This is a genomic window from Pantoea sp. MHSD4 (assembly GCF_021043305.1).
In the GTDB taxonomy this organism is placed as follows: domain Bacteria; phylum Pseudomonadota; class Gammaproteobacteria; order Enterobacterales; family Enterobacteriaceae; genus Pantoea; species Pantoea eucalypti.
In genome coordinates, this window is sequence record NZ_JAJNDH010000002.1 from 545,414 (window position 1) to 558,732 (window position 13,319).

A 13,319-nucleotide genomic window follows, 5' to 3' on the forward strand; every position below is an offset into this window, starting at 1 on the left:
GACAAAATCATCAATTTTACTGTGTTCATTTCACGACGAGGAGAAGCTGAATTTCAGGCGAAGTAAAAAGCGGAGTATCGGGCAGATTTCAGGAATGACAGCCATAAAAAAACGGGGCTTAAGCCCCGTTTTTTAACACGTCGGAAGCAGGATTAGAACTGGTAAACCAGGCCTACTGCTACAGTGTCATCGGTGTTCAGACCCAGCGCGTTATTGTCATCCAGCTGGTTGATCTGATAATCCACGTAGGTAGACATGTTTTTGTTGAAGTAGTAAGTCGCGCCAACGTCGATGTATTTAATCAGGTCAGCATCGCCAACGCCTTCGATATCCTTGCCTTTAGACTGAACATAAGCAATGGATGGGCGCAGACCGAAGTCGAACTGATACTGTGCAACCAGTTCAATGTTCTGTGCTTTGTTAGCAGAAGCAGCGCTGGTGGTGTTGTTCAGACCAGTCACAACAGAGATTGGTGTAGAGTTACGGGTTTCACCGTACATCGCTGCCAGGTAAACATTATTTGCATCATATTTCAGAGCAGTTGCCCAGTTTTCAGCACGTTTGCCCTGGCCAACAACGTTACCATTGATATCGGTAGTGCCGTCTGCCTGAGAGTTTGTGCGATCGCTGCTGCTGTATGCGCCAACAACACCAACACCGATTGGTGAGGTATAGCTGGTTGATGCGCCCCAGCCGTCGCCGTTAGCACGACGCGTGTCGGTACGCTCGTTTTTACCCTGATACTGAAGTGCGAAGTCCCAGCCATCTACCAGACCAAAGAAGTTGGTGTTGCGGTAGGTCAGCAGGCCGGTGCTACGACCGTTCATGAAGTTATCTGAGTATCCTGAGTCGCCACCGAACTCTGGCAGCATATCGGTCCAGCCGATTGCATCATAAACCACACCGTAGTTACGGCCGTAGTCGATTGAGCCAGCGTCGCCGAATTTCAGACCGGCAAAGCCCAGACGGGTTTTGTTGCCGTTTTGTGCGTCAGAACCTTCAGAGTTATTCGCCTGAATGTTGTATTCCCACTGGCCGTAACCGGTCAGCTGGTCATTAATCTGGGTTTCGCCTTTAAAGCCGAAACGAACGTAAGATTTGTCGCCGTTGTTGCCGTCGCCATCTGAGCCATCGTTATCAGAAAAATAATGCAGGCCAACAGCTTTACCGTACAGGTCCAGTTTGTTGCCGTCTTTGTTATAGATTTCTGCAGCATTTGCTGCGCCGGCGGCTAACAGAGCAGGGATAACCACTGCAAGAATATTGCGCTTCATCATTATTCATTACCCTCATTGGAGTTATTTGTACACCTGCCACTGCCGTCAGGAAATCTTTACAGAACCCTTAACGAAGTTTGGTGTCTTCCTGTGTCTGCACGCATCTTTCCATCCCACCCGCCGTAATTCTAGCGCTTAAATGCTACTAAACTCGTAATCTTGTTTCAGCAGGAAAATATGTATTACAAAATGTAAAAAACACGGAACTTTGTGAGTGAACTCAAAATTTACAAAAATAAAAAAAGGCCGGCAGTGCCGACCTCGTTATATATATGAATTTCTTATATTTAATGCCGAAATCAGAAACTCGCGTTGCGTGGCGTTCGCGGGAAGGGGATAACATCCCTTACATTTTGTACGCCAGTGACATAGGCGATTAAACGTTCAAAGCCCAAACCAAATCCAGAATGTGGCACGGTACCGTAGCGACGCAGATCACGATACCACCAGTAATCTTCTTTATTCAGACCCATCTCTTCGAGTCGTGCATCCAGCACATCCAGACGCTCTTCACGCTGTGAACCACCGATGATCTCACCAATGCCAGGCGCCAGGACATCCATTGCCGCCACGGTTTTGCCATCGTCGTTCAGACGCATATAGAACGCTTTAATGTCTTTCGGATAGTTTTTCACCACCACTGGCGCTTTAAAATGTTTCTCTGCCAGGTAACGCTCATGCTCAGAAGAGAGGTCGATTCCCCAGGAAACCGGGTTTTCGAAGGTCTGACCGCAATTCATCAGGATTTCAACCGCGTCGGTGTAGTCGACCTGGGCAAAATCAGTGGTAATGAAACGCTGGAGGCGTTCTACAGCTTCTTTATCGACGCGCTCAGCGAAGAAGGCCATGTCATCGGCGCGCTCTTCCAGCACCGCATTGAACACATACTTCAGCATTGACTCGGCCAGTGCGGCGGCATCATCCAGTGTCGCAAACGCAATTTCCGGCTCCAGCATCCAGAATTCTGCCAGATGACGGCTGGTGTTGGAGTTCTCTGCGCGAAACGTCGGGCCAAAGGTGTAGATCTTCGACAGGGCGCTGGCATAGGTTTCACCGTTCAGCTGACCGGAAACGGTCAGGAAAGCTTCTTTGCCAAAGAAATCTTCGCTGAAATCGACTTTGCCCTGATCGTTGCGCGGCAGGTTTTCCATATCCAGCGTAGAGACACGGAACATTTCACCTGCACCTTCGGTGTCGGAGGCGGTAATCAGCGGGGTGGAGACCCAGAAATAGCCATTTTCATGGAAGAAGCGATGCAGTGCCTGCGCCAGGGTATGGCGAACGCGGGCCACTGCACCAATCAGGTTGGTGCGTGGACGCAGGTGCGCCACTTCACGCAGATACTCAATGCTGTGACGTTTCGCCGCCATCGGATAGCTGTCCGGATCTTCCACCCAGCCCACCACTTCCAGGCTGGTTGCCTGAATCTCAAACGCCTGGCCCTGACCCGGCGATGCCACCACTTTACCGGTGACGATAACGGAACAGCCGGTGGTCAGACGCAGCACTTCATCCTGATAATTATTCAGAGAATTATTGACGACAGCCTGAACGGGATTAAAGCAGGAGCCGTCATAGACAGCGATGAAGGAAAGACCGGCTTTGGAATCTCTTCGGGTACGCACCCAACCACGTACGGTGACTTCACTGTCAACCGCGACGCGACCGTGCAGTACGTCCGCTACAGGCACTACGCTCATAAATATCTCTCTATATAGAAGAAGTGAGTTAAAAGTTGCCCCATCCGGGGTTTTGCTATGTTACTTGCGAGTCTTCAGGAAACAAGCAAAATTCAGGGGGAATGCAGATTTATTACAGCAGAGGCGGGGCGCATCAACGCCCCGATAAGAAGAGGATTAACTCGCTTTTTTCACCAGCGGCAAATCAAAGGCTTTTCGCAGGGCTTTTACAAAGGCTTTATCCTGACAGATAGTTTTGCCGGGGCTGTCTGAGAGTTTTGCCACCGGTTTACCATTGCACTGCACCAGCTTGATAACGATATTCAGTGGCGTTACGCCCGGAATGTCGCAGGTCAGGCGGGTACCGATACCGAACACGACATTCGTCCGCTGGCCAAAGTGGCGGTATAACGCCAGGGCTTTGTCGAGGTTTAAGTTGTCAGAAAAGACCAGGTGTTTGCTTTGCGGATCGATACCCAGGCTCTGATAGTGGGCAAGGGCTTTCTCGCCCCATTCAACCGGATCGCCGGAGTCATGGCGCAGTCCCTGATAGCGACGGGCAAACAACGGACCGAAATCGCGCAGGAAGGCGTCCATGGCAATACAATCGGTCAGCGCAATGCCCAGTTGATCGTCATACTCATCGAGCCACGCCTGCAGCGCCGCGCGCTGGCTATTAGCAAGGACCGGGCTGATCTGCTGGAAGGCCTGGAACCACTCATGTGCCTGCGTCCCGACCGGCGTCAGTGACAGACGGCGCGCCAGATCATAGTTACTGGTGCCAATCAACCACGGGAAATCCTGTTTCAGCGTTGAGACGATCGACTGCTGCACATCCTGCGAGTAGCGACGACGGGTGCCGAAATCCATCAGGCGGAAGCGTGACATATCCAGGTCAGCTACCTGCGTCTTAAAGTCGCCGAGTTTCTGGTGTAAATGGTCAATTGCCTGCTGGGTGGTGACCTGCGGTGTGCGATGACGATGCACAATCTCGCTGATTAGCGCCAGCAGCGGCACCTCCCACATAATGACTTCCCGCCACGGCCCCTGAATACGGATATCCAGTTTGCCATGGTGATTGCGCACCTCAACCTGATCCGGGTTATAGCGGAACTGGCGTAACCAGCTGAGGTAATCCTGCTGGAAGAAGGGGAGGTGAGACAGCCAGGTCGCTTCATCATCAGTCAGCGCCAGGTGTTGCATAGCGGTTATCGCGTCACGAATTTCGTCAGCGTAGAGACCCAGCAGTTCGTCGCCGCGGCAGCGAAACTCCGCCGCCACCGTTACGTCATGATAGCGGTGGAAAACGGCCTGCTGCATATGGAGCTTATAGGCGTCCGTATCCAGCAGCGAGGTCAGTATCGGGGAAGCATGTCCTGTCATGGCGCGTTTCAGCATCCTGTTCGGTGGCGCAGAGCCCGGTGTTGTACACAGTCATAAAGACGCGAAAGTATAATTCACTATCTGAACCCGATCACAGCATATTTCAGTCGGGTGGGTCGAGGCCAATCTGTGCCTTTGTTAACAAACTGTAGCCATTTCACCTTTTAGGTGCATTGTGCGTGGCAAGCTTGTAGTAACAAGCTTAGACTTTGCCGGTAAACTTATAACAACGCGAGACGCAATATGACGCAACAGCCCCAAATCAAGTATCGCCACGATTATCGTGCGCCTGATTACACCATCACCGATATCGATTTAACCTTTGAACTGGATGCGTCCACCACCCGTGTTACGGCCATCAGCCAGGTTAAACGACTGGGCGACAGCCAGGCTGAGCTGCGACTGGACGGCGAAGCGTTAACGCTGATTGCGCTGGAGATCGACGGGCAACCCTGGACGGCTTACCGTGAAGAAGAGGGCGCACTGGTGATCGGCCAGCTGCCGGAAAGCTTCACCCTGAAAATCATCAATGATATTCATCCGGATCAGAACACCGCGCTGGAAGGGTTGTACAAATCGGGCGAGGCGCTCTGCACCCAATGTGAAGCTGAAGGCTTCCGCCATATTACCTGGTACCTCGATCGCCCGGATGTCCTGGCGCGCTTTACCACCACCATTTATGCCGACGGTGAACGCTATCCATTCCTGCTCTCCAACGGTAACCGCATTGACAGCGGCCGGGATGAGCAGGGCCGCAGCTGGGTGAAGTGGGAAGATCCGTTCCCGAAACCGTGTTACCTGTTTGCGCTGGTGGCAGGCGATTTCGATGTGTTGCGTGACAGTTTTACCACCCGTTCAGGCCGTGATGTGGCGCTGGAGATCTTCGTCGATCGCGGTAATCTCGACCGTGCTGACTGGGCGATGACCTCGCTGAAAAACAGCATGAAGTGGGATGAAGAGCGTTTCGGCCTGGAGTATGACCTCGACATCTTTATGATCGTGGCGGTGGACTTCTTCAACATGGGCGCGATGGAGAATAAAGGCCTGAACGTCTTCAACGCCAAATATGTACTGGCGAAAGCGGAAACGGCAACCGACAAAGATTACCTCGGTATTGAAGCCGTTATCGGCCACGAATATTTCCACAACTGGACCGGCAACCGCGTGACCTGCCGCGACTGGTTCCAGCTCAGCCTGAAAGAGGGACTGACCGTGTTCCGCGATCAGGAGTTCAGCTCTGATCTGGGTTCACGTGCCGTGAACCGCATCGATAATGTGCGTATCGTGCGTGGGGCACAGTTCGCCGAAGATGCCAGCCCAATGGCACACCCGATCCGTCCGGATCAGGTTATTGAGATGAACAACTTCTACACCCTGACGGTGTATGAGAAAGGGTCAGAAGTGATCCGTATGATGCATACCCTGCTGGGTGAAGAGAATTTCCAGAAAGGCATGAAGCTCTACTTTGATCGTCATGACGGCAGCGCCGCCACCTGTGATGACTTTGTCCAGGCGATGGAAGATGCCTCAAACGTCGATCTGTCGCAGTTCCGCCGCTGGTACAGCCAGTCCGGTACGCCGGTACTGACGGTGCGCGACGATTACAATCCGGAACTGGAGCAGTACACCCTACACGTCACGCAGCACACGCCAGCGACCGCCGATCAGAAAGAGAAGCTGCCCCTGCATATCCCGCTGGATATTGAACTTTATGACGGTGAAGGCAAGGTGATCCCGCTGCAGAACAACGGTCATCCGGTGCACCATGTGCTGAATGTCACCGAGGAGTTCCAGACCTTTATTTTCGATAACGTCTACTTCCAGCCGGTGCCGTCACTGCTGCGCGAATTCTCTGCGCCAGTGAAACTCGATTATAAATGGAGTGATGCGCAGCTCACCTTCCTGATGCGCCATGCCCGCAACGACTTCTCCCGCTGGGATGCGGCGCAGAGCCTGCTGGCGACCTACATCCGTCTGAACGTTGCACGCTATCAGCAGGGTCAGCATCTGTCGCTGCCGCTGCATGTCGCCGACGCCTTCCGTGCAGTATTACTGGATACCGACTGCGATCCGGCCCTGACGGCGCTGATCCTGACCCTGCCGTCGGAAAATGAGATTGCCGAGCTGTTCGATACCATCGATCCGCAGGCGATTGCGCTGGTGCGTGACGCTCTGCAACGCACGCTGGCCCGCGAACTGGCCGATGAGTTTTTTGCCATCTACAACGCCAATCAGCAGCCTGAATACCGCGTGGAGCATGATGCGATTGGTCAGCGCAGCCTGAAAAATACCTGCCTGACCTATCTTGCCTTTAGCGATGCGCAGCTGGCAGACAAGCTGGTACAGACGCAGTACCACCAGGCGACCAACATGACGGATGCGCTGGCGGCGCTTTCCGCGGCTGTGGCGGCTCAGTTGCCGTGCCGTGATGCGCTGCTGGCGGCCTACGATGAGCGCTGGCATCAGGATGGTCTGGTGATGGACAAATGGTTTGTTCTGCAGGCCACCAGTCCGGCTGCCAACGTGATGCGCAATGTGCGTCAGCTTCTGACTCATCGCTCCTTTACCATGAGTAACCCGAACCGCGTTCGCTCGCTGGTGGGGGCCTTTGCCTCGGCTAACCCGGCCGCGTTCCATGCGAAAGATGGCAGCGGTTATAAGTTCCTGGTGGAGATGCTTACCGACCTGAACACCCGTAATCCGCAGGTCGCGGCGCGAATGGTAGAACCGCTGATTCGTCTGAAACGTTATGACGAAGACCGTCAGGCGATGATGCGCCAGGCGCTTGAGCAGTTGCTGCAGCTGGATAAGCTCTCTGGCGATCTTTACGAGAAAATTACCCGGGCACTGAACGCCTGATGACCCGTCCTGGCATAGGTTGACACGCTATGCTGTTAAAACGCCTGATGCACTGCATCAGGCGTTTTTTATTTCAGCGCTGTTGCGCGTAACGGACGGGCTGCGGGCGTTCCGTGCGCTGCATCACCCGATCCAGTACCTCCGCTTCCAGTTCGGCCAGCCGCGCAGATCCACGACGCCGCGGACGGGGCAGGTCCACCAGCAGATCCAGACCGATCTCGCCCTCTTCAATCAACAGCACGCGATCCGCCATTGCCACCGCTTCACTGACATCATGTGTGACCAGCAACACAGTAAAATGATGCTGTTGCCACAGTGACTCAATCAATCCCTGCATTTCAATGCGCGTCAGGGCATCCAGTGCGCCCAGCGGTTCATCCAGCAGCAGCAAACCCGGTCGATGGATCAGCGCCCTGGCCAGTGCCACGCGCTGTTTCTGACCGCCAGAGAGTGCAGCCGGCCACTCACTGGCCCGATCGGCCAGTCCTACCGCCGCCAGGGCATCCATTGCCGCGCTGCGCCATTCGCGTCCGCGCAGGCCCAGACCGACGTTATCGATCACTTTTTTCCACGGCAGCAGTCGCGCATCCTGAAACATCAGGCGGGTATCTTCTCGCGCTGACTGCAGCGGCGCATTGCCCGCCAGCAGTTCACCGCTGGAACTCTGTTCAAGTCCCGCCAGCAGACGCAGCAGAGTGCTTTTGCCACAGCCGCTGCGACCCACTACCGCCACAAACTGACCTGAAGGAATATGCAGGTCGATCTTATTGAGTATGGTGCGACTGCCATACTGTTTGCTGACGCCGTTGACGCCAACCGGCGTACCGGTGTTGAGGCGGGCCGGTGAGAAAGTCTGGCTCATGCATTCTCCTCCTTCAGTTGGTAAGCGGGATGCCAGCGCAGCCAGACACGTTCCAGTAACAACGCGGCGACATCCGCCAGTTTGCCGAGCAGGGCGTAGAGAATAATGGCCACCACCACCACATCGGTCTGCAGGAATTCACGCGCATTCATTGCCAGATAGCCGATGCCAGAACTGGCGGAGATAGTCTCGGCGACAATCAGCGTCAGCCACATCAGACCCAGCGCGAACCGTACGCCGACCATAATATTGGGCAGCGCACCGGGCAGGATCACCTGAATAAACAGGCTCCAGCCGGAGAGGCCATAGCTGCGGGCCATCTCAACCAGCCCGCGATCAAGGTTGCGGATGCCATGATAAGTATTCAGGTAGATCGGAAACAGCGTGCCCAGCGCCACCAGAAAGATTTTGGCGGATTCATCAATGCCGAACCAGAGGATCACCAGCGGGATCAGTGCCAGATGCGGCACATTACGCAGCATCTGCAGCGAGGTATCCAGCAACCGCTCACCGGTTTTTGAGGTGCCCGTGATTAAGCCCAGCAGCAGGCCGAGAGATCCACCGATGCTGAAGCCGATCAGCGCCCGCCAACTGCTGATCGCCAGGTGCTGCCAGAGTTCACCGCTGGCGGTCAGCTGCCAGAAGGTGGTCACGATCTTCTCCGGTGCCGGCAGAATGCGGTTTGATAACCAGCCGGTCTGTGAGGCTAGCTGCCACACCACGACCAGCAGCGTTGGCAGGAGCCAGGGTAGCAATGTATCAGCAAGGCGTTTTCGGGTTCTGGCCATCATGCTCTCCTCAGCCCCGGGCGACTTTTTTCTCAGGGGTAAAATCGTTGGCGACCGCTTCACCGTGCGCCTGAACCACCCGCGGCTGAGGCACCAGGGGAACCTGCAGATCCAGATGCGGGAACAGCAGTTCGCCAACGCGATACGCCTCTTCCAGATGCGGATACCCCGACAGGATAAAGGTCTCGATGCCCAGCGCTTCATACTCCCTGATACGTGCGGCAACCGTCGGACCATCGCCGACCAGCGCCGTACCGGCTCCGCTGCGCACCAGGCCCACGCCGGCCCACAGGTTCGGGCTGATTTCGAGCTTGTCGCGTCGACCGCCGTGCAGGGCGGCCATCCGGCGCTGACCCACAGAATCTGCCCGCTGGAACGCTGCCTGTGCTTTCGCGATAGTGGCGTCATCGACATTGGCAATCAGCCGGTCAGCGGCCTGCCAGGCTTCTTCATTTGTTTCACGCACAATCACATGCAGACGGATGCCGAAGCGTACGGTGCGTCCCTGAGCAGCGGCTTTTGCACGCACCTGGTCAATCTTCTCTTTGACCTGTGCAGGCGGCTCACCCCAGGTGAGATAAACATCGACCTGTTCGGCCGCCAGCTCCTGGGCCGGTTCAGAAGAGCCACCGAACCAGAGTGGCGGACGAGGCTGCTGCACCGGTTTAAACATCAGACGCGCGCCGCGAACCTTCACGTGCCTGCCTTCATAATCGACGGTTTCGCCTTCCAGCACCCGACGCCAGACACGGGTAAACTCGGCAGACTCTGCGTAACGCTCACGGTGATCCAGGAACACACCGTCGCCCGCCAGCTCTTCCGGATCGCCGCCGGTCACCAGATTGAACAGCGCGCGGCCATTGGAGAGCCGATCCAGAGTGGCAGCCTGACGCGCCGCCTGAGTCGGTGAAATCACGCCGGGGCGCAGCGCCACCAGGAAGCGCAGACGCTGAGTGACCGGAATCAGCGAGGCGGCAACCAGCCAGGCATCTTCGCATGAACGGCCGGTCGGGATTAATACGCCACCGAAGCCGAGGCGGTCGGCGGCCTGTGCCACCTGTTGCAGATAGGCGTGATCAACCGGTCGCGCCCCTTCGGCAGTACCAAGATAGTGGCCGTCGCCATGCGTTGGCAGAAACCAGAAAATGGATACGCTCATTATTGTTGCTCCTTATTGCGTTACGGTATGCGGTTGCCAGATGCGATCCTGAATCGTCACTTTTACGGGCAACAGATGATTGGCATAGAACAGGTCAGCGGTGCGCTGCTGAGCCGCAGCGGTTTCAGCGCTCACCGGTGAAATCCGGGTTGGTGGCCGATGGCTGAGATAGCTGGCGATAACCGGCGCAGGCAGACCCATTGCCTGCGCCAGCAGTGTGGTGCTCTGCTGACGCTGGCTGATTGTCAGCGCATCGGCCGCGCTAAAGGTATCGAGAACCTGCTGGATAAAGGCGCCATGGGCTTCGGCATAGCTGCGGGTCGCTAAATAGAATGAGCCAGTCAGATTAAGTGCGCTGCCATCAGTCAGCAGACGCGAATGACCCTGCAACAGCACCGAGGAGTAGTAGGGGTCCCAGATTGCCCAGGCATCAACATCTCCCTGCTGGAAGGCGGCGCGCGCATCGGCGGGTGTCAGATAAACCGGTGTAATATCTTTAAAACTCAGGCCCGCCTGCTGTAAGGCGCGAAGCAGTAAATTGTGCGAGCTGGAGCCTTTCTGGAACGCGACCTTTTTCCCTTTCAGATCTGCGACCTGTTTCAGAGGACTCTCTTTTGGGACCAGAATCACTTCTGCTTTGGGCTTTGGCGGCTCAGAGCCGACATAAAGCAGATCCGCGCCAGCGGCCTGGGCAAACAGTGGCGGAAGGTCACCGGTGCTGCCGAGGTCAATACTGTTGATGTTCAGCGCTTCCAGCATTTGTGGACCCGCCGGGAACTCGATCCACTTAATCTGAGTATGGGGAAAACGCTTCTCCAGTAACTGATGTGATTTTGCCAGCACCATGCTGACTGAACCTTTCTGATAGCCGATACGAATCTCAGCCGGATCGGATTCGGCGGCCTGAACCAGAGGGGCGATGAGTAAAAGGCCTGCCACCAGCCACTTTCCAACTATTTGCTTCATCGAACTCTTCCTTATACCGCTTGTGCAACGGGGTGGTGGTGACGGGTCAGCGCCAGCCAGAACGCAGTGACGGCTTCATCCAGACGCTGTGACAGTGAATCCTGTAAAACCGGCTGACGATCGTAGTGGGTAATCTGGCTGTCCTCGGCATAAACACCGTGCAGGATCTCCTGCGCCTTTAAGGCGTTAAGAACCGGTTTCAGGGCGTAATCCAGCGCCAGCATGTGGCCGACACTGCCGCCGCTGGCCAGCGGCAACACAACCTTGTGCTCGAGTGCACGTTCAGGTAGCAAATCGAGCAGGGTTTTCAGCGCGCCTGAAAAGGACGCCTTATAAACAGGTGTCGCCACAATCAGGCCATCAGCAGACGCGAGGTCTTTACGGAGGGCCAGGAGTGCGGGTGCATCAAAACGTGCATTGATCAGATCGTCAGGCTGAAAGTTGTGAATATTCCAGGGAATGACTTCAATGCCACGCGCTTCCAGCTTGTGCTGACACAGCGTCAGTAATGAAGTCGAGCGGGAAGGAAATCGTGGGCTGCCAGCCAGCGTAATAACGCGCATCATCACTCCTTATAACTAAAAGTTATTGATTATCTAAAGTTGAGAACTAATGGCTTCATACTGTCAGAGCTACGGAGTGGGCTTAAATGATTTATCCGGCAAAGTAAGGGTGAAAAATGCAAATAGAAGACGCCGCTGCAGAAGGGAACGCATAAGCTTCCGATAATTCTTAATTTAGGTTCCGGCAGGCGGTGAATTGATTAAGGAGTGTGATACGAGATGGTCAAAACGGGGGAGGGTGCTGAAAAAAATCGTTTTCGTCTGATTGCTTAATCAATCTTCCTGAGAGTCATACAGCGTTAAAGCGAAGCGGTGAGCATAACAGCCCCTCTGAGCGGCACAGAATCTGCCTGTCTGCGGAAGCCCCTGCCTGAAGCTAAGATTAATCGCAGAAAGAAAACTGCAATGAAAATGAAGTAATGGTGAAGTTATTCACTATTACAGATGTTCTCTTACACATTCCTGAACATGGTTACGTCTGCTTTGCCGGGCTATTTTAAATCGATCATCAACGGTTTTAACATTTACGCGGACTATAGATGCACTTTCATTAACAGTGATTTTCACAGGAAACGTTAAGATAATTTTTACGACTGGTCTTTATTCGCATTACCGGTTTAAGATAATCAGGCCAAATGAAAGCTATCATAATAATAGCGCATTACTCTTTTCGACGTTTCGCCTCTGGTCAGGACCTGCATCTGGCAGGTGACGCGTATTGTCTTTTTTCTAACAGCAGAGAATTGCCTATGTCTGACACTCTATTATCTGTAATTATTCCAACTTACAATGTTGAAAAATATATTGTGGAGTGCGTCGATTCATTATTACGTCAGGTTAAAGCGCCCAATGAAATACTCATTGTGAATGATGGTTCCACCGATGGAACATTAGCCTTACTTGAACAGAATTATGCGCATCTTCCTCAGGTGAAAATAATTACCACTGAAAATGGAGGCGCCGGTCAGGCCCGGGATGTGGGCATTGCACAGGCGAAGGGACAGTTTCTCTTTTTCTGTGATCCGGACGACGTCGTGGCGGACGGCCTGGTGGCCGAGCTGGCCAGGGTGGCGGAAACGCATCGTGAAACGGACCTGTTCTGTTTTAAATCGTGTGTATTCCGCGATGGTCAGATTGACATCACTTCACCAAAAGTGAGGCACGAACTCTTTGGCCAGCAAAAGCCACAGGAGGTCCTGCTGGCGCTGCTGCGTAATGGCAGCTATACCTCGGCGGCCTGGAGTTATGTCATCAGCAAACGCGTTATTGAGCAGCATAAATTGCGCTTTGTTAAACGTGTTCATGAAGACCACAATTTTACCCTTTCCTGTTTTATGAAAAGTCAGCAGGCCTGGGTCAGTCATCAGGTCTATTATAAACAGCGTATTCGCAACGGTTCACTGACCAACAGTACTAAAAGCAATGAGTTTTTCCATCAGCGCTATGACGCTTTTATGCATGCCTACAACACGTTAACCGGATCGATGGTTAAATCAGCATGGCGTGACACCCTGGAAAAAGCCTATTTAGTTCACTCGTTTCGTCTGATGATCTATTTATCACTCTACAATCGAACACCTGTTCCTGAATATGTGCTGAATGCTATTCGCTTTTTGGGACGTAATGTAAAAGCAGAGAGCTTTAAAGAGCGGTTATTGTTTAATCGTCCTGAACTGTTTATTGCGCTGCAGCATTACAAAGTCAAAAAAGAGTTGAAAAACGCGGCCTGATCACAAAAAACAGCCTGATTCTGAAAAATGTGAAGCGATATTGTTTATGCCTT

At 53.9% G+C, this 13,319-nt stretch carries 10 protein-coding genes; 2 read left to right on the forward strand and 8 right to left on the reverse strand.

The window, feature by feature from the left end; all coding sequences use genetic code 11:
* Nucleotides 1-152: 152 nt before the first annotated feature.
* The 3 genes from ompF to pncB form a co-directional block, all read right to left on the reverse strand.
* Entirely contained in the window at nt 153-1,277 is a 1,125-nt protein-coding gene (gene ompF, locus LQK91_RS09350; protein ID WP_105099343.1) for a porin OmpF, read from the reverse strand.
* A 299-nt stretch (nt 1,278-1,576) separates the two neighbouring features.
* A complete protein-coding gene (asnS, locus tag LQK91_RS09355; RefSeq protein WP_008925857.1) occupies nt 1,577-2,977 on the reverse strand; it encodes an asparagine--tRNA ligase in 1,401 nt (466 codons plus the stop codon).
* A 156-nt stretch (nt 2,978-3,133) separates the two neighbouring features.
* Complete coding sequence (gene pncB, locus LQK91_RS09360) at nt 3,134-4,339, reverse strand: nicotinate phosphoribosyltransferase (protein WP_008925858.1); 1,206 nt, start codon at nt 4,337-4,339, stop codon at nt 3,134-3,136.
* Between the two features lie 243 nt (nt 4,340-4,582).
* Between pncB and pepN the strand changes: the two genes are divergently transcribed.
* Nucleotides 4,583-7,198 (forward strand): aminopeptidase N, encoded by a 2,616-nt coding sequence (pepN, locus tag LQK91_RS09365; protein ID WP_105099342.1) that lies wholly within the window; start codon nt 4,583-4,585, stop codon nt 7,196-7,198.
* A 73-nt stretch (nt 7,199-7,271) separates the two neighbouring features.
* Here pepN and ssuB read toward each other — a convergent pair whose 3' ends face one another.
* Genes ssuB through ssuE form a run of 5 tightly spaced genes read right to left on the reverse strand, consistent with a single transcriptional unit; the run spans nt 7,272 to nt 11,536 of the window.
* Complete coding sequence (ssuB, locus tag LQK91_RS09370; RefSeq protein ID WP_039660944.1) at nt 7,272-8,060, reverse strand: aliphatic sulfonates ABC transporter ATP-binding protein; 789 nt, start codon at nt 8,058-8,060, stop codon at nt 7,272-7,274.
* Nucleotides 8,057-8,848, reverse strand: coding sequence for an aliphatic sulfonate ABC transporter permease SsuC (gene ssuC / locus LQK91_RS09375; protein WP_105099341.1), 792 nt, complete (start codon nt 8,846-8,848; stop codon nt 8,057-8,059). The genes ssuB and ssuC overlap by 4 nt, the downstream gene beginning before the upstream one ends.
* 10 nt (nt 8,849-8,858) lie before the next feature.
* The gene (gene ssuD / locus LQK91_RS09380; protein WP_039660947.1) at nt 8,859-10,007 is read right to left on the reverse strand and encodes an FMNH2-dependent alkanesulfonate monooxygenase; all 1,149 of its coding nucleotides are present in this window, start codon (nt 10,005-10,007) and stop codon (nt 8,859-8,861) included.
* 12 nt (nt 10,008-10,019) lie between these two features.
* On the reverse strand, nt 10,020-10,973 hold the full coding sequence (locus LQK91_RS09385; protein WP_105099340.1) for a sulfonate ABC transporter substrate-binding protein: 954 nt from the start codon (nt 10,971-10,973) through the stop codon (nt 10,020-10,022).
* Between the two features lie 11 nt (nt 10,974-10,984).
* Nucleotides 10,985-11,536: an NADPH-dependent FMN reductase gene (gene ssuE / locus LQK91_RS09390; RefSeq protein ID WP_105099339.1), complete on the reverse strand. Its 552-nt coding sequence runs from the start codon at nt 11,534-11,536 to the stop codon at nt 10,985-10,987.
* 749 nt (nt 11,537-12,285) lie between these two features.
* On the opposite strand from ssuE, the gene LQK91_RS09395 reads away from it, so the two are divergent.
* Nucleotides 12,286-13,266 (forward strand): glycosyltransferase family 2 protein, encoded by a 981-nt coding sequence (locus LQK91_RS09395; protein WP_105099338.1) that lies wholly within the window; start codon nt 12,286-12,288, stop codon nt 13,264-13,266.
* Nucleotides 13,267-13,319: the final 53 nt, after the last annotated feature.